This window comes from Thiofaba sp. EF100, assembly GCF_039822285.1.
GTDB lineage: Bacteria > Pseudomonadota > Gammaproteobacteria > Halothiobacillales > Halothiobacillaceae > Thiofaba.
The window spans coordinates 165,746-188,807 of record NZ_JBAJEY010000005.1; the positions used below are offsets into that span (position 1 = coordinate 165,746).

Annotated in this window: 24 protein-coding genes; 6 read left to right on the plus strand and 18 right to left on the minus strand. The window is 67.9% G+C overall.

Annotated features, from left to right (window positions below):
- Positions 1-47 precede the first annotated feature (47 nt).
- Entirely contained in the window at positions 48-2,075 is a 2,028-nt protein-coding gene (locus V6D91_RS09790; RefSeq protein WP_347320022.1) for a hypothetical protein, read from the plus strand.
- Between the two features lie 205 nt (positions 2,076-2,280).
- On the opposite strand, the gene gspD is transcribed toward V6D91_RS09790, so the two are convergent.
- The 18 genes from gspD to V6D91_RS09880 form a co-directional block, all read right to left on the minus strand.
- Positions 2,281-4,488 carry a type II secretion system secretin GspD gene (gene gspD / locus V6D91_RS09795; RefSeq protein WP_347320024.1) on the minus strand — a complete coding sequence of 736 codons (2,208 nt, stop codon included), beginning with the start codon at positions 4,486-4,488 and terminating at the stop codon, positions 2,281-2,283.
- Positions 4,489-4,560: 72 nt separating this feature from the next.
- A complete protein-coding gene (locus V6D91_RS09800; RefSeq protein ID WP_347320026.1) occupies positions 4,561-5,109 on the minus strand; it encodes a hypothetical protein in 549 nt (182 codons plus the stop codon).
- On the minus strand, positions 5,106-5,690 hold the full coding sequence (gspM, locus tag V6D91_RS09805; RefSeq protein ID WP_347320028.1) for a type II secretion system protein GspM: 585 nt from the start codon (positions 5,688-5,690) through the stop codon (positions 5,106-5,108). Before gspM ends, V6D91_RS09800 begins: the two co-directional genes overlap by 4 nt.
- Complete coding sequence (locus V6D91_RS09810) at positions 5,690-6,793, minus strand: PilN domain-containing protein (RefSeq protein WP_347320030.1); 1,104 nt, start codon at positions 6,791-6,793, stop codon at positions 5,690-5,692. The genes gspM and V6D91_RS09810 overlap by 1 nt, the downstream gene beginning before the upstream one ends.
- The gene (locus tag V6D91_RS09815; RefSeq protein ID WP_347320032.1) at positions 6,790-7,716 is read right to left on the minus strand and encodes a hypothetical protein; all 927 of its coding nucleotides are present in this window, start codon (positions 7,714-7,716) and stop codon (positions 6,790-6,792) included. Before V6D91_RS09815 ends, V6D91_RS09810 begins: the two co-directional genes overlap by 4 nt.
- On the minus strand, positions 7,713-8,306 hold the full coding sequence (locus V6D91_RS09820; protein WP_347320034.1) for a prepilin-type N-terminal cleavage/methylation domain-containing protein: 594 nt from the start codon (positions 8,304-8,306) through the stop codon (positions 7,713-7,715). Before V6D91_RS09820 ends, V6D91_RS09815 begins: the two co-directional genes overlap by 4 nt.
- On the minus strand, positions 8,303-8,695 hold the full coding sequence (locus V6D91_RS09825) for a prepilin-type N-terminal cleavage/methylation domain-containing protein (RefSeq protein ID WP_347320036.1): 393 nt from the start codon (positions 8,693-8,695) through the stop codon (positions 8,303-8,305). The genes V6D91_RS09820 and V6D91_RS09825 overlap by 4 nt, the downstream gene beginning before the upstream one ends.
- The gene (locus V6D91_RS09830) at positions 8,682-9,134 is read right to left on the minus strand and encodes a GspH/FimT family pseudopilin (RefSeq protein ID WP_347320038.1); all 453 of its coding nucleotides are present in this window, start codon (positions 9,132-9,134) and stop codon (positions 8,682-8,684) included. The genes V6D91_RS09825 and V6D91_RS09830 overlap by 14 nt, the downstream gene beginning before the upstream one ends.
- 3 nt (positions 9,135-9,137) lie before the next feature.
- The gene (gene gspG, locus V6D91_RS09835) at positions 9,138-9,596 is read right to left on the minus strand and encodes a type II secretion system major pseudopilin GspG (RefSeq protein ID WP_347320040.1); all 459 of its coding nucleotides are present in this window, start codon (positions 9,594-9,596) and stop codon (positions 9,138-9,140) included.
- 19 nt (positions 9,597-9,615) lie between these two features.
- Complete coding sequence (locus tag V6D91_RS09840) at positions 9,616-10,812, minus strand: type II secretion system F family protein (protein WP_347320042.1); 1,197 nt, start codon at positions 10,810-10,812, stop codon at positions 9,616-9,618.
- Position 10,813: 1 nt separating this feature from the next.
- On the minus strand, positions 10,814-12,544 hold the full coding sequence (gspE, locus tag V6D91_RS09845; protein WP_347320044.1) for a type II secretion system ATPase GspE: 1,731 nt from the start codon (positions 12,542-12,544) through the stop codon (positions 10,814-10,816).
- 106 nt (positions 12,545-12,650) lie between these two features.
- Positions 12,651-13,367, minus strand: a complete 717-nt coding sequence (locus tag V6D91_RS09850; protein WP_347320046.1) for a GGDEF domain-containing protein — start codon at positions 13,365-13,367, stop codon at positions 12,651-12,653.
- 12 nt (positions 13,368-13,379) lie between these two features.
- Positions 13,380-13,760: a DUF1987 domain-containing protein gene (locus V6D91_RS09855; protein ID WP_347320048.1), complete on the minus strand. Its 381-nt coding sequence runs from the start codon at positions 13,758-13,760 to the stop codon at positions 13,380-13,382.
- A 15-nt stretch (positions 13,761-13,775) separates the two neighbouring features.
- A complete protein-coding gene (locus V6D91_RS09860; protein WP_347320050.1) occupies positions 13,776-14,330 on the minus strand; it encodes a SiaB family protein kinase in 555 nt (184 codons plus the stop codon).
- A 36-nt stretch (positions 14,331-14,366) separates the two neighbouring features.
- Entirely contained in the window at positions 14,367-15,593 is a 1,227-nt protein-coding gene (locus V6D91_RS09865) for a SpoIIE family protein phosphatase (protein ID WP_347320052.1), read from the minus strand.
- Positions 15,594-15,718: 125 nt separating this feature from the next.
- Positions 15,719-15,988 carry an oxidative damage protection protein gene (locus V6D91_RS09870; protein ID WP_347320054.1) on the minus strand — a complete coding sequence of 90 codons (270 nt, stop codon included), beginning with the start codon at positions 15,986-15,988 and terminating at the stop codon, positions 15,719-15,721.
- Positions 15,985-17,022: an A/G-specific adenine glycosylase gene (gene mutY, locus V6D91_RS09875; RefSeq protein WP_347320056.1), complete on the minus strand. Its 1,038-nt coding sequence runs from the start codon at positions 17,020-17,022 to the stop codon at positions 15,985-15,987. Before mutY ends, V6D91_RS09870 begins: the two co-directional genes overlap by 4 nt.
- Positions 17,022-19,403, minus strand: a complete 2,382-nt coding sequence (locus tag V6D91_RS09880; protein WP_347320058.1) for an AsmA family protein — start codon at positions 19,401-19,403, stop codon at positions 17,022-17,024. The genes mutY and V6D91_RS09880 overlap by 1 nt, the downstream gene beginning before the upstream one ends.
- A 78-nt stretch (positions 19,404-19,481) precedes the next feature.
- On the opposite strand from V6D91_RS09880, the gene V6D91_RS09885 reads away from it, so the two are divergent.
- The 5 genes from V6D91_RS09885 to V6D91_RS09905 all read left to right on the plus strand — a co-directional run bounded on the left by V6D91_RS09885 (position 19,482) and on the right by V6D91_RS09905 (position 22,964).
- Positions 19,482-20,549 carry a DUF2333 family protein gene (locus V6D91_RS09885; protein WP_347320060.1) on the plus strand — a complete coding sequence of 356 codons (1,068 nt, stop codon included), beginning with the start codon at positions 19,482-19,484 and terminating at the stop codon, positions 20,547-20,549.
- A gap of 309 nt (positions 20,550-20,858) precedes the next feature.
- The gene (locus V6D91_RS09890; protein ID WP_347320062.1) at positions 20,859-21,086 is read left to right on the plus strand and encodes a MoaD/ThiS family protein; all 228 of its coding nucleotides are present in this window, start codon (positions 20,859-20,861) and stop codon (positions 21,084-21,086) included.
- Between the two features lie 2 nt (positions 21,087-21,088).
- Complete coding sequence (locus V6D91_RS09895) at positions 21,089-21,421, plus strand: hypothetical protein (RefSeq protein ID WP_347320064.1); 333 nt, start codon at positions 21,089-21,091, stop codon at positions 21,419-21,421.
- Between the two features lie 271 nt (positions 21,422-21,692).
- Entirely contained in the window at positions 21,693-22,001 is a 309-nt protein-coding gene (locus V6D91_RS09900) for an isoamylase early set domain-containing protein (protein WP_347320066.1), read from the plus strand.
- Between the two features lie 60 nt (positions 22,002-22,061).
- Entirely contained in the window at positions 22,062-22,964 is a 903-nt protein-coding gene (locus V6D91_RS09905) for a D-hexose-6-phosphate mutarotase (protein WP_347320068.1), read from the plus strand.
- Positions 22,965-23,062: the final 98 nt, after the last annotated feature.

The following is a 23,062-nucleotide window of genomic DNA, read 5'->3' on the forward strand; positions in this document are numbered from 1 at the left end:
TCCAGTCAACACGCCGGACTCAAGCCCTACCAACGGAGGGAACGAAGATGAACATCCTGACAATGAAACGGGCACTCGCCCTGGCGGCAGGCCTCATGGGGGCATTTTCGCCCTGGGGAGCCCAAGCCGCCCCACCTATCCCTGTCGATGACCCCACCGCTGGCATGCTGGAGCTCGGCGCCAACGAGGATACGGTCAACGATGGGGCTGACTTCGGCCGTGCGAACATCCTCGGCGACTCGAGCAAAGCCGGCCCCGACTGGGCCGACCTGTTCGGCGCGAACCACGGTTACCTGGACGTTAACCCCGCCAACGGCATTCCCGATTACAAGGATTACGGCGCGATCATCGCCACCTTCGTCCGCGACGACCTCGCCGGCGAGAACATCAACCTCACCCCGAAGATCATTGGCGACCGGACCGTCTTCGCCGGCACCAACAAGAACAGCGATCCGATCAGCAGCTACGCCTGGAAAGGTGGCAGCGTCCCTTCCAAGGACGACGTCTCCAACGGCTACTTCATGGCCAGGCGCAACGCGGCGAACGAACTGCTGATCTACGGCGGCTTCGAGCGCATCGCCAACGACGGCGACAGCCACATCGACATCGAATTCAACCAGTCGGACATCGCCTTGACCATCAATGGCATGCCCGTCCCTCCTGCCATGCTGGAAGACCCGACCTGGCAGGGCTGCCCGAAGAACGCCACCTGCAAATTCAGCGGCGGGCGAACGGAGGGGGATATCCTGGTCAGCATGGACTTCACCAAGGGGGGTGACGTGGGCTCGGTCGAGATCCACGTCTGGAAAGGCGATGCCCTGACCGGCTCGTGGACCACCGTGCACGCCCTGGACGGCGAGGGCTGCAACCCCGCGGGCAGCTACCCGGCCGGCACGATCTGCGCCTTCAACAACAATGGCACGATCGATGGCGGTCCATGGCAGAACTTCGACAAACTGGGGCAGCCGACCAACCTCATCCTCCGCAATGGCTTCACCGAGGGGGGGATGAATGTCTCGCAGCTGCTCGGCGGTACCGGCGTCATCCCCTGCATCAGCAGCGTGACGGTCAAGACCCGTTCATCGCAGTCGTTCACCGCCGAGTTGAAGGACTTCGTGCTCGGTTCGTTCGAGGTCTGCGGCCAGCTCACCGTCGTCAAGCAGGCCACCGGCCAGGACGGCACCCCGACCTTCAGCTATGCCAGCGGGGCGCTTGGCAACTTCACCCTCAGTCCGACGATCAGCGGTGGTTCCGGATCGGCCTCCAAGACCTTCGAGGACATCAGCACCGGCCCGATCACCATCACCGAAACGGATGCCGCCGGCTTCGGCTCGAGCATCGACGCCAGCTGTGTGTACGCCGGGGGCGCGCCGGTAACGGGGACTTACCTGCCCAACTCCGTCAGCCTGGAGCTCGGCATCAGCGACGACGTCACCTGCACCTTCTACAACACCCAGCCCAAGCTGAAGGTCAGCAAAACGGTGAACAGTTGCAAGACCGAGGCGAGCACCTTCGCCCTGAAGATCGACGGGGACACCAAGGCCACCGTCAGCCAGCCCGGTGGCAATACCGGCCAGCACTACGTCGCCCTGGGCGCCAGCCATACGGTGAGCGAGGCCATCAGCGGCAGCAGCGCCTCCGACTGGGTCACTGCCATCGGCGGCAGCTGCAACGCGAGTGGCCAGGTGACCACCAGTGCCATTCAGGACTACGAGTGCTCGATCAGCAACGTCCGCAAGCCGCGCGTGAAGGTCAACAAGGCCATCTGCGACGGCACCAGCTGCACCCCGTCCTCCACCGGCTTCACCCTGAAGGTGAACGGAAGCCCGGTCAGCGCGGGCACGGCCGTAAACATTGAACCGGTGAACGGCAACTTCCCGGCCACGGTGAGCGAAGAGCGTGGTGCGGGCACCTACCTCACCACCATCATGTGCAACAACGGCACCCGCGGGGTCTATGACGCCAACACCACGCCGTCCCTCAATCTCGGCAACCTCCAGCCCGGCGATGAGGTGACCTGCGACATCGTCAACGTCAAGCAGACCTCGACCAACGCCTGCCCGACAACGCCATAACCGGCGGGCACATCAAGCCGGCCTGCAGGGGCCGGCCACCCGAGGGCGATGGGCAACCATCGCCCTTCTCTTGTGTTTGTCCAGAAAAATGCAGTCCCCTTCCAGGCGGTTTCAAAGGTTCGCCGGGTGATCCCGAGTCGTACCCAATGGAAAGCCCCGTGAGATTCACGGAGCGGCTTGAGCGGGATGCGAAGATCAGGACGGATCAGCTGCCTTCCGGCGCCTTTTCGCTGGTGGTGGCAGGCTTGGGCGCAGGCTGCAGGCTCCTCAGACGCTGGCGGAACTCCTCGGTCACCTCGGCGGCCTCCTTCTGGTTGCGCACCACGCGCGGGGTGAGCATGACCAAAAGCTCGGTGCGCTTGGTGCTCTCCTCCGTGGCCCCGAACAGCTTGCCGAACACCGGCACCTTGTACACGCCCGGGATGCCCCGTTCGGCATCGGTGCGGTTCTCCAGGATCAGGCCGCCGAGCACGATGGTCTGCCCGCCCTGCACCGCCACCACGCTCTCAATGGAGCGCTGGAGGAAGGTGTATTGCTTGGTGTCGGGGTCCTTGCCACCGATGTCGGTGACCTCCTGCACGATGTCCAGGGTCACCAGGCCACCACTGTTGACCCGTGGCGTCACCTTGAGCCGCACCCCGGTGTCGCGGTACTGGTAGGCCTGCAACAGGCTCAGACCGCTGTAGCTCTCCTGGTTGGAGAGGATGACCGGCACCTGGTCTCCCACCCTGATCTCCGCCGTGCGGTTGTCGAGCACCATCAGCGAAGGACTGGAGAGCACGTTGACCTTGGATTCCTGGGCCAGGGCGTTGAGCACGGCGGTGATCTCCCCGGCCGCATTGACCAGGCTGTAGGAAAAGCCGGGAATGATGGTGGCGAGGGATTCGGGGCCGCTGGCGGCCTTGTTCAGGTCGAGCAGGGCCTGCCCGGTGCGGTTATTGACGATCCCCCGGTTCTTGAAGAACCACTCGAGCCCGTACTTGAGCTCGTCGGTCAGGCTGACCTCGATGATGGAGGCCTCCACCAGCACCTGCTGGGGCTCGACATCCAGGCGTTTGAGGGCCTGTTCGATGACCCGGTAGTCCTCAGCCGAGGCATAAACGAGGATGGAATTGTTGGCCTCGTCGGCCACCACCCGCACCCCCGCGCCCTCCACCACGGTCAACGCATTCTCCCCCCCGCCTGGCGGATTCAGGGGCTGCTGCGACGTGGCCGGGGTCTGCCCCGCGCCGCTCAGGCCAGGCGTGCTGTAAGGCGACGGGAGTATCTCCCGCCGAGCCGTATCCCGCAGACCAGGTGGCTGGAGGAACTGGGCGGTGGTGAGACGCGCGGGCTCAAGGCCTGGGGCGAGGCGGACCGGCTCGGTCCTGGCGCGCTTGCGGCCGAAGAACAGCTCGCCGAGCACGTCGGCCAGTTCGGAGGCCTTGCGGTTCTTCGCCTGGTAGACGTAGAGGCGGCTGCCGGGGCCGCCTCCGGCGCGGTCCAGGCGATCCACCCAGGTCTTCATCTGATCCAGGTAGGCGGGCTGGGGCGTGACCACGAGGATGGCGTTGAGGCGCTCCATCGGTTCCAGGCGGATCATGCTGTCCTTGCCTTCCCCGCCGATGATCTTCTGCAGCTCGGCGGCCACGGTCTTGGCGTCGGCGTTCTCCAGCGGGAAGATCCCGACCGAATAGCCCTTGAGCCAATCCACGTCGAAGGTGTCGATGGTGTCCAGCCAGCCTTGGAGCTCGCCGCTGGAGCCGGCCAGGATGATCAGGTTGCGCCGCTCGTCCACTTTCATCAGCCCGCCGTCGCTGACGAAGGGTTCGAGGATCTTCTGCATCTCCTGCACCGCGATGTAACGCAGTGGCACCACCTGCACCCGGAAGCCCGTTGGCAGACGCCTGTCCATCGAGGGCGTGGCCCCGCGCATGGCCCCGGTCAGGGGGACGATACGGTAGCCCTCGCCGTTGCGCACCAGCGCGGCGCCATTCATGCGCAGGAGGTTCTCCATCAACGGCAGCAGGGCCTCGGTGCGGATGGGACGGCTGGTCTGCACCGAGATGCTGCCCTTCACCGCCGGATCGATGGCATAGTTCTGCTTGAGCAGGTCGCCAATGACGACCTTGACCACCTCGTGCACGTCGGTGTTCTCGAAGTTCAGGGTGACCTCGCCCACGCCCGGCGCGCCGGCATCCGGCACGCGGGTCACCGGGCTGCGCACGAACTGCCCCGTGCCTTTGTAGACCCCATCCTTGGGCGGGGGGCTTGCTGGGCGATCCTCGAGCACGGGCGCGGGTGCCTCGAGGGGGGGCGCGGAGGAGACGAGCGACTCCGGCAGGTGAAGTTGCCTAGAAGCGGTGCTGCACCCTCCCAGCGCAAGGGCAATGGCCAGCCCCAGCAGGGGGCGACGGGTTTCCAGGTGATGCATGATGTCCTCTCCCAGTGCCTTGATCGTGTTCCGCAACGCCCGAATGTTCCTGGCGCCTCATCGTTGGATCTTCTATCCGCCCGCCGGCGCGGCCAACGGTGTTTTGGGCGGAGGGAGTGGGGCCGTCGAGCCGGGTTGCGCCCCCCCCTTGGAGGGGCGTTCCAGTACCAGCGGCATTTCCTTCGGCCCTCGCCTGAGCACCACCCGTTCGGGCTCGATGAGCTCGATCCGCCAGCCATCCACCCAGTCCCCCACCCCTCCGCGCGTCACTCCCCGGCCACCGCGGGGCACCAGCAGGGCCTCGCGCCTTCCGGATGCGGTGATGACCACCCCGGTCAGGGTGAAGACCCCCTCCGCTGTCTTCACGCCCGCATCCTCCTCCTCGGGGCGCCGGCTCATGTTGAACAGGGGGCGCGCGACCGTCTGGGCGTAGCTCTCCAGCGGCGGCAGGGCGAACTGGGCCGCGGGTGGGTCCTCGCGCGCCGGGGATGGCCTGCCGAGCGGGGCGGGGATGTCCGGGGCGGTGGCCCCCCACTCCCACCACAGGACGAAGGCCAGTCCCGCATTGAGCATGAGCAGGAGGGGGCCGAGCAGGTCCTGGCGTCGGCGAAAAAGATTCATGACCCGGCCCCCCGCATGAATCCGGTCAGGTTGAAGCTCACCTCCAGCTGGCCGGCGCCTTCGGTCGCTGCAGTCCGGCGAACCCCTTGGACGCGCCCCTGCATCAGATCGACATCGTCCACCAGCAGCCACGGACTGCCCGACTCCAGACCGTGCAGCACTGCACGCACGACCGCCATGTTGCCCTGCATGCGCACCTGGGCCTTGATCCTGCGGCGGGCATCGGCGGAGGACGGGGGGATGAGCTGGATGCTGACCAGGCCGCCGCCGGAGGATTCGATGAGCCGCTTCACGTAGCCCTGCAGCTCGGCTGTCGCCAGGGCCTCGCTCTGGCTGGTGAGGTAATACCCTCCGGCGGGCCGGCTGCGGAGCAGACGGGCATGCTCGGCCTCGAGCGCGGGTTGCTCCATGGCCAGCCGTTGGCTGTGGGCAAGACGCAGGGCAAGCTCGTCGATGCGTTCGCGATTGTCCCGGTAGGCAGCGACCAAGGGCTGGACGAGCACGACGTAAAGACCGGCCAGCACGAGCGCCAGCAGGACGAGGGCCAGGGCGCGGCTCTCGGCGGGACGGAGGGTACGCATCAGCCGCCCCTCCCGCCGACCACGTCGGCCTCGATGCTGAACTGGAAACGGCCATAACGGGGATCGCGCACCACCGGCGAGGTGAAGGTGACGTTGGCCAGGAGCGGCGAGGCCTCGAGCAGGCCGATGAGGGCCGGTGCCTCGACAGTGAAACCCTGCAGGCGCAGCCGGCGACCATGGAGCTCCAGGCGTACCAGCCAGGTATCGTCCGGCAGGATGCGACTGACCTCCTCGAGCACGTCGATGGCGACCGGGGATTGCCGCTTCTGCGTCACGAACAGCGCCAGCTCCTCACGCATCTCGTCGATGGCAGCGCGCATCGTGCCCGCAGACTGCACCTGCGGGGCGAGGGCCGCGAGGCGCCCCTCCAAATCTTCGATGACGACCTGCTGGCGCTGGAGGGGGAGCACGGCGGCAAGGGCCAGCAGGACAAGGGCGGACAGGGCAAGGGCGCCATTGACGCGCCCCCACACCCCGGCGGGCCGCCTGCGCAGGGATGCGGGCAGCAGGTTGATGGCGGCGATGTCGCAGTATGGCGCCCCTTGTTCAGCCACGGTGATCATCGACGGCACGAGGCCCTGCCCCTCGAGGGTGTGCAGCAGGGGGGCCAGCGAGGCCTGGGGCGCGACCAGCATCTGCACCACCAGGCGGCGATCGCCATCCCGCCGCTCCAGCACCTGGTAGTCGTAGTACACCTGATCGGCGCGGAAGGGGGTCTGCCGGTCCATCTCGTACCCCAACACCTCGCGCAGATTGGGCTCCGCCTCCAGCGGCAGACTGAGATTGCGGCAAAGGAGTTGTTCGCGCGGCAGGCGGATCACCGCCTCCGTGCCGCGCCTCACCTGACCACGCAGCACGTCCAGCGCCGCTGCATCCAGGCGGCCCTGAAAAGGGAAGACGCCGAGCGGGGTGTCCTCACCGCCGTGGCACTTGGTGAGGGCTAGCCGCTCGGCCTCCAGATCGATGATGACCCGGTCGTCATGGCCGAACAGCAGGCTGAAGGGGGGCACGGTGAGGAGGGATCTCAGTTCCCGGCCCCACCAGTGCAGGACCTGGCGCACAGCACCGAGTGCCCCCCTGCTCTTGACGACTGCGGTCATCATGTTTCGGCCTCCCACCGGGCCAGTACGAAATGCGCCCCCTCCTCCCACCCCAGGACCTCGTAGAGACGTCCCGCCCCCCCACCCGAGAGGGCGTGCAGCCGGATCACGGCCTCGACGCGCATCAGCGGCCCTTCCGCCAGGGCGGCCTCGACACGGACGACGAAAAATTCGCTGGTCCGCTGAGTCAGGAAACGCCGGTCAATGCCCAGGGGCGCGGGCGGCGGCGGAAGCGCGGGGTCGAGGGCCGCCAGCGCCCGGGCGCGGAGAAAGGCATCCATCTCCTCCACCGTAGCGCCGGGCAAGGCGAACAAGACCTCCGGCTCTGCCACCCACAGGTTCACCCCCCCATGCCCGGGATGGACCGTCAGCAGGGACCGCAGACGCTGGGCGAGCTCCTGCGTCATGCCAGGCACCAGCAACAGCTCGTCCAGATCCTCGAAGGGGGCGTCCTTGGCCCCGTAGGGCAGCCCCAAGGCACGGTAGTCGTCGTCCTCAAGGCCGCCGGGCCGCCGCTCGCCGTCCTCGTCCTTGAAATCCAAGATAGCAGCCAGCAGAGCATCCCGCTGGCCGGGCTCCACACCCGCCCGGCTCAGGGCGGCGCCGAGGAGGTCTTCATCGGCCTCGTTGAGATCGATGCGACCGGTTTCGTCCAGCACGGCCAGCCGCAGGTGCACGCCATCGAAGCGGCCCTCGTAGGGCGTGCCATCCGCCCGCCAGCGCAAGACTGGGTCCGGCTGGAGCAGCCCCTGCACGGCGAGGGCCACACCGGCCTCGGCGGCCGCTCGCAGGCGGGCGGCGTCCAGGGCATTGCGCGTCAGCAGGATCTCGGATTGGTTGAGCGCCGTCGTTCCCATCGCCAGGGTACCGAGCAGGGCGAGCACCCACAGCACCAGGATCAGGGCCATGCCACGGCGCCGCCTCATGGCCCGCGTCCCCCTTGCAGGGGGATCACCCACTCCGGCCAGTCGACACCCGCCACCGAGAGCTCGATGCGCACAAGCTCAGGCAGGGCGTCAGAACGATCCCAGCGCGCGTGCCAGGCCGCACCCTCGCCCTCGCGCCGCACGCCGAAGTAGGCGAAACCGCGCAGGCTCTCCACCCCATCGACCAGCCGTCGCGGCGGCTCCAGGCGCGGACCTTCGCGGTCGGGAAGATACAAGCCCCAGTCCAGCCACAGGGCGCCATCGCGCAGTTCCAGCACATAGGTATACAGCCCGCCGGGAGCGGCCCGCTGCCTCGGGGCGGGGGCAACGAAGCGCAGGCGGTCGGGCAGCCCCTCGAACTCGATGCCCCCCTCGTCATCGTCCACCCCGCGCAGGGGGCGGGCCTCGGACACATGGGCGCGGACGAAGGCCCAAGCCACACGCGCCTCGTCGCTTTCGGCCGTCACCCGCGCTGCCCGCGACCACCCCATGCTGCCCAGGTTCAGGCCGGAATAGGCCAGGAGGGCGATCACCGCGGTCAGGCTCACGGCGATGAGCATCTCGATCAGGGTGAAGCCCGACACCTTCATCGCCCGCTCCCGACCAGGCGCAGGGAGCGTAGCGTCACGCGGCGCCCCGCGTCCGCCTCGACCTCCACCGTCACCTCATAGGCCCGCACGGGGGACTTGCCCTCGCGGGGCCGCTCGACTGCCTCCACCCGCCAGGCCAGGCCGCCGGAGACCCCGTCTTCCGCACCGGAACGCAAGGGCGAGGTCACGCCGACCTCGGCCAGGCGCGACTGGGCAAGCTGGAGCGCGCGACTGTAGTCCCGCGCCACCCGCGCGTTGCTCAGCCCTTGGGAAAACAGGGCCATCAGCACGCCCATGGCCAGGGCAAGGATGGAGAAAGCCACGACCACCTCGAGCAGGGAGAATCCCCGCACCGGGCCAGGGCCAGGACCATGGCTAGACCGCCTCATCGACCGTCACCCGCCCGGTCAGCCAATCCACATCCACCTGCCAGGCATGCTTGCCGGCGCGCAGGGTGATGCGTCCGCCGGTGGAGCTGCCGTCGCCGAAGAAGCGGATGCCTCCGCGCTGCTCGCCCTCCAGCTCCGACGCGGCGGTGTCCAGACGCAACTCCAGCGACCGCCCCAGGCGCACCTCGGGGCGGCTACCAACGCGGAAGCTGTGACGCGCGAGGTCGAGCACGAGCACGGCCTCACCGCCTCCAGCCATGGCCTGGCCGCGCGCCATGCGCAGTCCGGCCGCGAGCTGCTGCGCTGAGGAGCGTGCCTGGAGCCCGGGCAACGCAGCGGTGAGCAGGGGGGGCGTCACGGTAAGGACGAGGCCGGCGATGAGCATGACCACGAGCAGCTCGATCAGGGTAAACCCCTTCCCTGCCGGAGAAGTGCGCATGAGCTACTCCCAGCTGTTCACGTCGGCATCCTCGCCCGTGCCGCCCTGGCGGTTATCCGCCCCCAGGCTGAACAGGTCGTAGGGGCCGTGCTGGCCGGGGGCACGGTAGGTGTAGTCGTGCCCCCAGGGGTCCTTGGGCACAAAACCTTTCTTGAGGTAAGGCCCGTTCCAGTTGCGCACGCCGCTAGGGGCGGACACCAGGGCTCCGAGCCCTTCGTCGGTGGTCGGGTAGCGGCCGATGTCCACCAGGTAGAGATCCAGCGCCGCCCCCAGTTGGGCGATCTGCAGGCGGGCGGTATCCGACTTCGAGCGCCCCACGTACTTCAGCACCTGCGGCCCAACCAGCCCCGCCAGCAGGCCCAGGATCACGAGCACGACCAGCAGCTCGATCAGGGTGAAGCCCGCCCAGCGCCTCGCCCGGGGGACTTGGTGATGCGCTGCCTGATCTCTTGTGATGAACATGTCTTTTCCCTCTGCCGGCCTAGAAGGCCAGCTCGTTGATGCCCAGGATGGCGACCAGGATGGACATGATGATCCCGCCCACGACCAACCCCAGACCGATGATGAGAACAGGCTCCAGCAGGGCGAGCAGACGCCGGATGGCCAGGCGGGTCTCGCGATCGTAGACCTCGGCCAGTTGGACCAGCATGGCATCCAGCCGGCCGCTCTCCTCCCCCACGCCGATGAGGTGCGCAACCAGCGGCGGGAAACGGTGGGAAGCGCGGATGGGGGCCGCCAGGCCGCCGCCCTCGCGCGCGCTGTCGATCACCCGGTCCACGGCCTCTGCGAGCACGCTGTTGGTCAGGGTGTCGCGCACGATGCGCAGCGCGGACAGCAATGGCACGCCGCTGGAGATGAGAGTGCCCAGGGTGCGGGCGAAGACCGAGGTCTGGATCTTGAGCACCAGCTCACCCAGCAGCGGCATACCTAGCAGCCAGCCGTCCCATCGCCGGCGGAAGGCCGTGCCCCGCAGCGCCGCCCGCAGCCACGGGATGGCCAGCAGCGGCAGCGCCAACAGCAGCCAGCCCCAATCGCGCACAAACCCGGCCACGCCCATCACCACCCGCGTCGGCAGGGGGAGGGACCGGCCAACCCCTTCGAACAGCGTGGCGAATTGCGGGATGACATAGACCAGCAGGACCAGCAGGGAGAGCAGGGTCACGGCCACCAGGATCGCCGGATAGATCAGGGCCGCCTGGACGCTGGCCTTGAGCTCCTGGAACTGCTCGATGAAGTCAGCCAGGCGCTCGAGCACCGTCTCCAGCGCTCCGCCCGCCTCGGCGGCGCGCACCATGCTGACCTGGAAACGACCGAATACCTCCGGCCGCGCCTCCATCGCATCCGCCAGGGCGCTTCCACCGCGCACGTCGTCGAGCAAGCCAGCGAGCAGCCGCCGCCCCGGCTCATCCTCGGCCAGCTCCATCAGCATCTCCAGCGCACGGTCCAGTGGCACCCCGGCGCGGAGCAGGGTGGACAGGTCACGGGTGAAGCGGGCAGTGTCGAGCCGACGACGGCGTCCCCACGCCCAGCGCCGCGTCCCAACGGCCTCCTCGACGTGCAAGGGTATGTGGCCAAGCCCCTGCAGGCGAGCGATGGCCGCCTCGCGCGAGGCGGCGGCCATCTCGCCCTCCAGCACCTCGCCGGAGGCGCTCACCGCCTTGTAGCGGAAGGCCGGCATGTCAGTCCCCCTGATCCTGGCTCACCCGCAGCACCTCCTCGATGCTGGTGACGCCGGCCAGGGCCTTGGCCAATCCATCCTCGTAGAGCGAGGTCATGCCGCCCTCGATGGCCGCCTGCGCAAGCCTCCGCGCATCGGCCTCCTCCAGCACCAGGCGGCGCAGGGGATCGGTCATCACCAGCATCTCCATGATCGCGATCCGGCCGTGGTAGCCGGTGCCCATGCAGGCCTCGCAGCCCACCGGGCGGTAGAGGGTCACGTCCTCCCGTCCCGCCACCTTGTCCAGCCGGGTGCGGCGCACCAGTTCGGGCAGGGGGCGGTAGGCCTCGCGGCACGCGGGACACAAGCGGCGCACCAGGCGCTGCGCCAGCACGCCATTGACCACGGACGTCACGAGATAGCCCGCCACGCCCATGTCCAGCAGGCGGGTGATGCTGCTCGGGGCATCGTTGGTGTGCAGGGTGGAGAGCACCAGATGGCCGGTGAGGGCGGACTGCACGCCGATCTCGGCGGTTTCCAGGTCGCGCATCTCGCCGATCATGATGACGTCCGGATCCTGCCGCACCATGGAGCGCAGGGCACGGGCGAAGGTGAGGCCGATCTGCGGCTTGACCTGCATCTGGTTCACGCCGGGGATCTGGTACTCGACCGGGTCCTCAACGGTGAGGATCTTGCGCGTCGGATCGTTGAGCACGCGCAGGGCGGCGTAAAGGGTGGTGGTTTTGCCCGAGCCGGTCGGTCCAGTGACCAGCAGGATGCCGTAGGGCTGCTTCAGGCAGGCCATGAAGTCGGCCAACGTACGCTCGCTGAAGCCGAGCTCGGCGAAATCGCCCACCGCACCGTCCTTGTAGAGCAGGCGCATGACCACGCTCTCACCGTGCATGGTCGGGAAGGTGGAGACACGCAGGTCGAGCTCCCTCCCCTGCACCCGCATGCGGATACGGCCGTCCTGCGGCAGGCGGCGCTCAGCGATGTCCAGCCGGGCCATGATCTTGATGCGCGATACCACGGCCGGGAAGAGGCGGGGCGGGGGGGCCTCCACCTCGTGCAGCAGGCCATCCACCCGATAGCGCACCTTGAGCTCGTTCTCGAACGGCTCGATGTGGATGTCCGAGGCCCCCTGTTCCACGGCCCGCTGGATGATCAGGCTGACCAAGCGGATGACCGGGGCCTCGCTGGCCATATCCTTGAGGTGGGCGACGTCCTCCTCCCGCTCGCCGTCACTGGCGGGGACAATATCGCCGACGATCTGATCCATCTCAGTCCGCCCACCGGCATAGAGCCGGTCGAGCGCCGCGTCGATCTCGGCCGGCAGGCCGATCCGGCAGGACACGGCCTTGCCGGAGAAGAGCTCGATGGCCCGGATGACATAGTCGTCCAGCGGATTGGCCAAGGCCACCTCGACGCGCTCGGCCCCGGCCGCCAGCGGCACCACCTTGTACTGGCGCAAAAAGCGCGGGGAGAGCTGCTCCTCCATGACAGGCGCGGCGGGATAGTCGACCGGATTCGCCATGGGCAGGCCCAGCACTTCGGCCAGAGCCTCGGCCACGCCCTGCTCGGAGACGAGCCCCAGCCTGAGCAGAGCGGGGACCAGTCCCCCCTCCCCCTCCTCGGCCAGCATCCTGGCTCGCTCGAGATCGGCGCGTGAAAGCTTGCCCTGCGCCAGCAGGCGCTCCTCCAGGGCGCGTACCGCATCGCCCCGGACCTTTGCCGTCAGCGCAGTCCCCACCATGCCCTGTCCTCCACGATGCGCCCTCACCCCACCCCTGGACGGGCCATGAAGGCTCAAGAGTTGTTATAGGACATGGCCCGCCGCCGCGCTGCGCGACACGCCGGGATCAGGCGATCTCGACCCGGTTGCGGCCGCCCTGTTTGGCGCGGTAGAGGGCGTCATCGGCCCGCGAATAGACCGAGGAGAAGGGCTCGCCGGGCGCGGCGAGCGTGGCGCCGAGGCTGATGGTGACGGGGATCGTCCGACCTTCCGCCACGAAGGGTTCGGCCGCGACGACCTCACGCAGGCGCTCGGCCAGCGGATGCAGGGTGTCGGACATGCCATGGGGCAGGACGATGGCGAACTCCTCGCCACCGAAGCGGCCGAAGCGCACCTCCGCAGGGAGCTTACCCTGGATACGCGCGACCAAGGACTGCAGGACGGCATCGCCCACCGGGTGCCCGTGGCGGTCGTTGACCTGCTTGAAGTGGTCGATGTCGAACAGGAGCAGACCGTAGGCCACCGCTTCCTGCTCCTCGACCAGATAGCGGGTGAGGGCCCCCTTGTTGAGGATGCCGGTCAGCGCATCGTGGGTCGCCTGATGCTCCAGTCTTGCGCTTAGAGCGGCCAGCTCGCGGTTGAGCCGGTTGAGCTCCTCTTCCTTGCGGTCACTCAGCTTGATCAGGCGCTGGGTCTCGCGGAACAGCCGGCGGTAGCCTTGGGCGAGCAGGGCGAGTTCTGCGCGCAGGGTCTCGGCCGAGGCCGAGCCCTCGCCGAGCACGTGCAGGACGCGGTCCAGCAGGTCCTCCTCGGACTCGAACAGGCTGAAGCCTTCCCTCTGCATGGGCGCGCAGACTCAAGCCACGGCCATCGGGATATAGCGGATCTCCGGGAAATCCTCGTGCAGGTCATTGCCGAACTCGAGGATGGTGTCGTCCTCCTCGTCGTAGTACCAGTGCAGCCGCACGTCGTTGGCGCCGGTCGCCGCGTGCAGCAGTTCGAAGATGTTGAACAACACCTTGGTACTGCTGCTGTTGAAGTACTTGAGCTCGACATTGACCTCGATGTCCCGCCCGCAGGCCTGCGCGAGGTAGGCGCGCAGGGCATCAAGCACCGGCCCGTAGAAGGCGGCGGCGTTCTCGGGATAGGACTCGCCGACCAACGACAGGCGGTCTGCGGAAAAGCGGAAGTCCACCTCGGGCGAGGTGGCGGTGGCGGGGATATACAGGTCTTGCATGGGAATCCTCCTCCGTCAGATGGTGGCCTTAAGGTAGAAGCCGACCTGACCCTGGCCGTCCTCATCCTCGACGAAGCAATATTCGATGGGGGCGCTCGAGTCGCGCGCCACGGTCAGGAAACCGAGCCCGGCCCCCTTGCTGAGGTGATCCTCCTCCTCGTTGCGCAGCTGCTGCCGGTAGGCCTGCTTGATCTCGTCGGCCGACATGGCGCGGATGGCATCGAGCTTCTCCCGCACCCGCTCGACATGCTCGCGCTCGATGTGATTGCCGCAGATGATGTAGAAGTGATCCCCGAGCTGGCCGATCGCCACCGCGCCTTGCCCGATCCTGCCATTCCCTGCCACGGGCGCGGCATCGGCACCATAGTTGAGGATGTTCTGCGCCATCTCGACGAAGGTGGAAAACACCCGGCGGGTGACCGTGCCCTTGGTCCCCTGGGCCTCGAGACGATGGCGCAGGGTGTCACCCATCGCGCCGATGACGTTATGTGAGAGATAGCCGTTGAAATAGAACTGCACCCCTTCGCGCAGGGCACAGTCGCGAAATGCGTTAAAGACGTCCAATTGCATGACCCTGAAGCTCGAAAATCAGCGTTAAAACCGGAGTCAGATCCGGAAACCGAACAAGGTGACGTCGTCGCGCCGTGGCTGTTCACCCTGGTAGTCGCGGAAGGCCCGCATGATGCGTTCGCCCTGCTCAGCGAGCGGTAGCGCGCGGTGCTCGAGCAGCATCCCGCGCAGGCGCCTCTTGCCGAAGGCGATGCGCTTGGGGCCGCCTACCTGGTCGATCACGCCATCGGTGGTGATGAACACACCAGTCCCGGGCTCGAGCACCTGGGCCCGGTTGGTCCAGGCGTGCGCCATCGGCGTAGTGCGGTAGCCGACCCCCATGCGATCGCCATCGAGCTGCGCCACATCCACGGCCCCGGGCGCCAGCACGAACAGGGGGGTCTTGGCCCCCGCCCAGGTCAGGCTGCGAGTGGCATGGTCGAACCAGAGGAAGGCGGCGTCCATGCCATCGTCCGACCCCTCCCCATCTTCGCCATCCTGGGCCAGGGATGCCTTGACCATGCGGTTCATCTCGCCCAGCACCCGCGCCGGATCGCGCGGATCGCCGTGCGCCAGCAGGCGGTCAAGATAGGAGGCCGTGATCAGGGTCATGAAGGCCCCCGGCACGCCATGGCCGGTGCAGTCGATGACCGCGGCGAAGAAGCCGTCCGCAAAGCTGCGGAAGACGAAGAAGTCCCCCCCGACCACGTCGCGCGGCTCCCAGTGCAGCAGATGGTCGGGCAGGGTGGCGGCCAGTTCCAGGCGCGAGGGGCGCAGGAAGGATTTCTGGATCACGCTCGCGTAGTCGATGCTCTCCATCACCAGGCGGTTCTTCTCCGCCTGCAGGTTGGTCACCGCACTCACCAGGTCGAAACCTGTCGCGGCGCCGAGGTAGCGTCCGTTATCGACGATGATGAAGCCGTCGGAGAGCGCCTTGCTGCCGGCCGCCAGGACCTGGAAGCTGAGCTCTTGAATCGGCGTATGCGCCTCGACGGTGAGCGGGCGCTTGTCCATGAACGCGATGCAGCTCTTGCGCCCGTAGATCTCGCGCACGAAGGGCCGCGCCATCTCGTTCATGAAGATGTTGCGATTGATGATGCCAAGCGGCTGGTCCGCCTCCACCACCGGCAGTCCGATGAGTTCGGCATGCTCGTGGAAGAGATGCATGACGTCCTCGTTATGCTGCGCGGGGCAGGCCGTGGGGACGTCCAGCTTGAGGTCCAGCGCGCAGCGCGGCAGGGACGCCGGGCGCGTGATCGGCGGAGGGGTGCTGGCGTGCAGCATGGCGGTCTCGCTCTCCGTGGAGGATGGCGGGGATGGCTATGCGCCCCCGCATGGAAAACTGAGCCGCCAAGGCTAGGCGTCAATGATGAAGTTTGCGTTACGCCTCGATGACACCCAGAGAGGGGTTACTCGGGTGCGACATACCCTTCCGGCTTGGCCGAGCCCTCGCCGAAGAAGAACTTCTCCATCTCCTGCTCGAGGAATTTGCGCGCCTTGGGATCGACCGGGGTGAGACGGTACTCGTTGATCAGCATGGTCTGGTGACGCAGCCATTCCTGCCAGGCCTGCTTGCTGACGTTGTCGAAGATGCGCTGCCCGAGTTCACCGAAGTACGGCGGGCGGTCGAGGCCCTCGGCCTCCTGCTTCAGACGGGCGCAATGCACCATGCGGGTCATGTGGGTTTCCTCTTGCAGTATTGCTGGATGATTCGCTGCACCGGCGCGGGGAGGCCGGGCGGGGGATGAGCGGGGTTATACCAGAGCCGCCCCCCCTCATCCATGACCCGGACGACAGGGTCTTTCAGGCGCGCCCGGCGCGGCTCGATGTCCAGGTGATAGTGGCTGAAGGTGTGGCGCAGCACCGGCAGCGACTCGCCAAACACGAGCCCGAGCCGCTCTGGGCAGTCCGCGGCATCCTCCGCCGAACACTCGGGCAGGCTGTACAGTCCGGGCCAGACGCCGACCGGCGGGCGGCGTTCGAGCAGTACGCCCGCCTCGCCCTCGATCAGCAGCATCACCGTGCGCCGCACCGGCAGGACCTTGCGCGGGCGCGGGGTGGGCAGCTCATCCACCCGTCCTGCTTGCAGGGCAGCGCAGTCCACCTGCTGCGGGCAGCGTCCACAGGCCGGGTTCTTCGGGCTGCAGACGGTGGCGCCGAGGTCCATGATCGCCTGGGTGTAGTCGGCCACCCGCTCACGCGGGGTGTGCGCCTCGGCCTTGTGCCAGAGCGCGCGCTCCACAAGCCCCTCGCCCGGCCAACCCTCGATGCCGTGATAGCGCGCCAGCACCCGCTTCACGTTGCCATCGAGGATGGCATGCGGCAGGCCATAGGCCTGGGCGAGGATGGCCGCGGCGGTGGAGCGGCCGAGCCCCGGCAGGGCCATGGCGGCCTCGAGATTCTGCGGGAACCGGCCCCCATGGTGCTCGACCACATGGCGCGCGGCGGCGTGCAGGAAACGGGCGCGGCGGTAGTAGCCCAGCCCGGCCCAGTGGGCCAGCACCTCATCCTCATCGGCCGCGGCCAGCGTGGCGATGTCCGGAAAGCGCGCCATGAAGCGGGCGAAATAGGGGATGACCGTCGCCACCTGGGTCTGCTGCAGCATCACCTCGGCCACCCACACCCGCCAAGGCTCGCGCGGATGCTGCCAGGGCAGGTCATGACGGCCGTGCGTATCCCACCAGCTGAGAAGGCGGCTGGCAAAGGTATCCATCAGCGCCCGATCAACCCCTTCAGCAGGTCCTGCACGGGCGGGACCGCGGGGGCCGGCTGGGCTGGCTCCTGCGGTGTCGAACCGGACGGGGCCGGTACGCCGAGTCGCTTCTGCAGCTCCTCGCCCACGCGCTTCTCAACCTCCTTCTTCGCCCGCTCTTCCACCACCTTGCCAAGATCCACGCTGTAGGAGGGGTCGCTGAGCGAGCCGCTGATCTTGAGCGGAATGGGCACCCCGCGCAGGTTGGCCAACTCCTTGCCCCCCTGCCCGGTGGCGGTCTGCACCACGGTCACGGTCAGGCCGTAGTCGATGCCGTTTTTGGGCAGGTCGATGACCCCGGCGCCCTGCACGCGTAAGAGCGGCGACTTGCCGTCGAGGTCCGGGTTGTGGATCACCCCGTTGGCGATGGTCGCGCTGCCGGAGAGTTCGGTGAAATCGGTCTGCGCAGGCTCGGGCGGCGGGGCGGGCTGGCCCTTGAGGGCGGCATCCGCGCGGCGCAACAGCTGGCCGATGTTCACCCCCTTGAGGGCCCCGTCAAAGAAACGCGCGCGCGCCGTGCCGTCGAGCCCGGCCTTGAGGGCGTTCACCGAAGCGCCGCGCGTGCGCAGGTCGAAGTTCAGTTCGCCGTGGCCACTCAGGCGATCGCTTTCGGCAAACTGGCGCAGGATAGCGCCCACATCCACCCCCGAGGCCCGACCCGCCGCCCGCCACAGCGGGGTCTGACCGCGCACGTCCAGCCCACCGCGGGTCTCGAACTGACCATCGAAGGCCCGCCCGCTCAAGGTGTCGATGGCAAGATCTCCGCCCCGGGCCTTGCCGGCCAGCCGCAGCTCGCGCACGTCGACGCGCTGCACGGTCAGGTGCGCCACGCGCAGGTTCGCCTGGCCGCTCAAGTCGCGAAGCCAAGCTACCGGCAGATCAATCGGCGTATCGGCCCCCGGCCCCGGCGCGGGGCTGCCACCGCCCTCCTTGGGCGGGGTCGGGGCGGCCTGCGGCTTGGGCGGCAGGTAGCGGTCGACATTCAGCCGGTCGAGGGCGAGATCGGCGCTGAGCCCGCCCTTGCCTGCCCCGACGCTGCCCTGGGCGCGGGTCTCATCCACCCGCGCTTCCAGTGCGTTCAGGCGCAGGCTGCCGTCGCTGAAGACCACGTCCGCCTTCGCCCCGGCCTGGACCAGGGTACCCTCAGGCAGCCCGGCGAGGGGGCGCCCATGCGCGGCGAGCCAGGCACGCGGATTGAAGTCGGCCACATCCAGATGGCCGGCAAAGTGCGGGGTGGCCTTGAGCCCCTCGAGCCGGCCGGCAAGGCTTGCGCGCAGGCCCTCGGCGTCGACGGCAAGGCGCGTGAGCTGAGCGGTGCCCGCGGCCCCATCCAGCGCCCCCTCGCCTGTCAGCCGGGCATTCACACCCTTGCCGCCGAGGCCCGCGCCTTCAGCGTGCAGCTCGCCCGCAAGCGACGCCAGCGTGAGGCGTAGGGGCGCGAGTTCGCCCGAAAGCCCCAGGTTCAGTTTCGCATCCAAAAGCTCGAGCGGGGCCGGGCCGTTGGTCAGGCGCACCTCGAGCGCGAGGGGCTCGCCGGTCAGCGCAAGGTTTTCATCCGCGACGCCCAGCCGCTCGGAGCGGGCCTTGAACACCAGCCGGCCGATCCCCCCCGGCAGGTGCGCCCCCTCGCCCTCGAGGCGAAGGCCGCTCACCTCGAGGGCAGGCTGGTCAGGATCGACCTTCATCCGCCCGGCAAGGCGCAGCTGTCCTTCAAGTTTTTTATCCACCTGGCGAATGCCCGCCTCAAGGCTCAGGTCGAAGGGCTTGCCCGGCTCAAGGCGGCCAGTGGTCAGCTCGAGCGGGGCGATGCGCCAGACCTCGCCGGTGGTGCCATCGCGGAAGCTGACCTCGGCCTGTTTCAGGCTAAGCCCGCCCAGCAGCAGGCCGAAGCCGGTCGGCGTGCCACCGGCCGGGGCCGGCGTTGCGGCCGCAGGCTGCGGCGCGGGGGCCTGCGGGACCAGCTGCCAGTTGGTGCGGCCATCCTTGCGGCGCTCGAGGAACAGTTTTAGGCCGTTTACGGCCACCTCATTCACCTCCAGCCGCCGCTCGAGCAAGGGCAGCGGCTGGACGCCGAGCACCAGGCTCTCGGCCTCGGCGAACCAGGGATCGGTGAAGCCTTCCGCGTTGCCAAGACTCACCCTCTCGGCGTGCAGGCCGAGCACCGGCCACAGGCTGAGGCTCAGCTCGCCGCCGAGATGCAGCTCGCGGCCAAGATGCTGCTTGGCGAGCGCCTCGATCTCGGGCTTGTAGCGGTTGGCATCGAAGGTGGCGACGAACACGGCGAGTCCCGCGATGGCGAGCACCACCACGCCCAACACCCCCAGTAACACGCGCTTGATCATCCCCCCTCCCCTGCCCTTGCGGACGGCATATTTCTCCCCTCATGATAGCTGCATCCTTCGCCGCTGACGGACACGGCCATGAATCTGCGCGACCTCTTTGACCGCCTGCTGCACGGGGCCAAGACCACCGCCCGCCTCTACCACCCGCGCACCATGCGTGAGCGCGGCTTGCTGTGGAGCGCCGGTCTGCTTGGGGCGACCTACGTGGTGGTGGTGACCGTGCTCGCCATCCGCTGGAGCATGGCCCCGGCGGAATTCGACGTAAACGAGGCCGCCCGCGCGCACATGGCCTCGAGCCAGCAGGCGCCGGTCACCGGCCAGGTCATGACCGGCACCCTGATCGAGGTCGCCCGCACCCTGCTCGACAAGCCGGGCGGCTACCTCTCCAACGACATCACCCCGCCCGGCGTGCTGATCGACAACATGCCCAACTGGGAATTCGGCGTGCTGGTGCAGGTGCGCGACCTCGCGCGCGCGCTGCGTAACGACTTCTCCCGTTCGCAGTCGCAGTCGGTGGAGGATCGGGACCTGATCATCGCCGAGCCGCTGTTCAACTTCGACAACGCCTCGTGGATGCTGCCCTCGACCGAGGGCGAGTACCGCAAGGCCATCCGCGCCCTGGAGCGTTACGACCTGCGCCTGGGCGATGGGGATGCCACGGACGCCCAGTTCTACGCCCGCGCGGACAACCTGCGCGACTGGCTGGGGATGGTGGAGAAGCGCCTCGGCTCCCTGTCGCAACGTCTCTCCGCCAGCGTCGGCCAGGTGCGGGTGAACACCGACCTCTCGGGCGATGAGGCCGCGCGCCAGTCCACCGCCACCCCCGGCCAGCTGATGGTGCGCACCCCCTGGTACCAGGTGGATGACGTGTTCTTCGAGGCGCGCGGCGCCACCTGGGCCCTGCTGCACTTTCTGCGCGCGGCGGAGGTCGATTTCGCCACGGTGCTGGAGAAGAAGAACGCGCTGGTCAGCCTCAGGCAGATCATCCGCGAACTGGAGGCCAGCCAGGCCACGGTCTGGAGCCCCGTCATCCTCAACGGCAGCGGCTTCGGCTTTGTCGCCAACCACTCGCTGGTGATGGCATCCTATGTCTCGCGCGCCAATGCCGCGGTCATCGACCTGCGCAACCTTTTGGCGCAGGGCTGATATTTAGTTTTGACTGCGTCATAAGTGAGGGGTGACTCTGACTTGGCCTCGAGGTGATGGAGCCTGATCCGGGCGATGTGGGTTTCACCCTCTCCCCCAGCCCCTCCCCCCTCGAGGGGGAGGGGAGAAAGACATGCCCCAACCGGGTACGCAGCCCGAAGATCGCATGTCCCCTCCCCCCTCGGGGGGAGGGTTAGGGAGAGGGGGCACCTCGGATCGCGGCGGTACGCCGCAAGGGATATGGAACAACCTCGGGTTTGCCTTCTCTCCCCTCAACCTGTGACACAGTCAAATTAGGACCTCTGAAGCATGATTTCGGTGAAATTCTTTGCCAGCCTGCGCGAGCGCGTGGGCAAGGCCGACATGACCCTTCCAGCCGCGGGCCTCGCCACGATTGCCGACGTGTGGGCCGCCGCCACCGACTTCGACATGCCGGCCAATACCCTGGTGGCGGTCAACCACGAGTACGTGGCCCGTGATGCCACGGTCAGGGACGGGGACGAGGTCGCCTTCTTCCCACCAGTCACGGGGGGCTGAGCGTGAGCCAGCAATGCCCGCCGGACTGGATCGAACGCCGCCTGCGCCAGGTCGCCCTCGGCCGCAAGCTGATCCTGGGCGGCCTCGTGGTGTGGCTTGCCGCCCTGGTGTGGCTGGTGGTGCAGCACCCGCTGATGACCAACCCGCTGCACCTGCTGCGCCAGCTCGAACAGAATGCAGTCGATTCCTCCACCCTGTCAGTGCTGGCCATGCTGACGCCACTGATGTTCGGCCTCATCGCCCTGCTGCTGCTCATCCTCCTGCTGTTCGGCCTCGGCTGCATGATCCAGGAGGGGCGGTTGCTCGGCTTGCTGCGGGAGAAGGATCGAGGCTGACAACACCGGGCCCATGGTCTATAGGGATATTTTGCGACCGTTGGGTACCTCGAGAAACCGTCACGAGCGGACAGAGTGCAAGGAGCCCCGCAGCGAATCCCCGAGACATATCAACATAGATAGGCGAGGGGTGAGCGGGCTTCGCCAGCTTCGCGTTAGGATGCGACGCAGCAATCTGCCCGCGCAGTAGGTTTCTCGAGGTACCCTGTTCATGCCCCTGTCACAGACTTGGGTTTGAGTAAGGTCGCCCGATCGACCTGGAGGATTCGCCATGAGCCTTGCCAAGAAGTACCTCAAGACCCGCCCCATCTGCAAAGCCACCTTCACCCTTCCCCCCCTGCGCCACGATGGCGCAGAGAAGGTCAGCCTGATCGGCGACTTCAACGGCTGGGATGCCGACGCCATGCCCATGAAGCAGCGCAAGGACGGCAGCTGGAGCGTCGAGGTCGAGCTCGAACCGGGGCGCGAGTACCAGTTCCTCTACCAGCTCGGCGGCGAGCGGTACGCCAACGACGATGCCGCCGATGCCTACATCCCCAACCCCTTCGGCACCGGCGAGAACTCCGTCATCCGCGTCTGACCGCTCTCCCGGCGGCTCGCCCTCCTGTAAGATGAGGGCAAGCTTCACCAGGAGACCGCCATGAGCACCATCGACGCCCTGAACGCATCCTTCGGCCAGGGCGATGCCCTGCACTTCATCACCGGTCCTGGCGGCCTGACCCAGGCGGTGCTGCGCGCCGAGGGGGCGGAGGCGCGCGTGCTGCTGCAGGGGGCGCAGGTCGTCCACTATCAGCCCGCCGGCTTCGGCCCGGTGATCTGGGTGAGCGATGAGGCGACCTTTCTCACCGGCAAGAGCGTGCGCGGCGGCGTGCCGGTCTGCTGGCCGTGGTTCGGCGCCACGACCGATGGCCGGCCGGCGCACGGTTTCGCCCGCAACCTCATGTGGCAGGTGGCGAACGGCGGGCTCGAGACCGGCGAGGTCTGGCTGACACTCGAGCTTTTGCCCTCGGAGGCCACTCGGAGCTTCTGGCCGCAGGACTTTCGCCTGAGCCTCGAGGTCCGTTTGGGGGCGAGCCTGCGCCTGACCCTCACCACCGAGCATCGCGGCGATGCGCCGTGCGAGATCACCCAGGGGCTGCACACCTACCTGCGGGTGGGCGACATCCGCGAGGCGGCCATCCTGGGCCTGGTCGACACCCCCTTCCTCGACAAGACCCGCGACATGATCCGCGACGTCCAGCACGAACAGGCCCTGCGCCTGACGGGCGAAACCGACCGCATCTACCTCGACACCTTGGCCGAGGTCATCGTCGAAGACCCGGTGCTGCACCGCCGCCTGCACGTGCGCAAGGAGGGCAGCCGTTCGACGGTGGTGTGGAACCCGTGGGAGACGAAGGCCGGCGCATTCCCGGACATGCGCGCGGACGAGTACCGTCACATGCTGTGCGTGGAGACCACCAATGCCGGGGAGGATCGCGTGCTGCTTCCGCCGGGCGGGGTGCATCGCCTGGTCAGCGAGATCTTCGCCTCGCCACTGGGGTGACCCCGGGGCACATCCTGCGTAGGAGCGGCGCCCCCGCCGCGATCGGAGGCCGGGGCATCGGCCCGGGGGCGGGCCTCCTACAGCCCATCGCGCCGCCC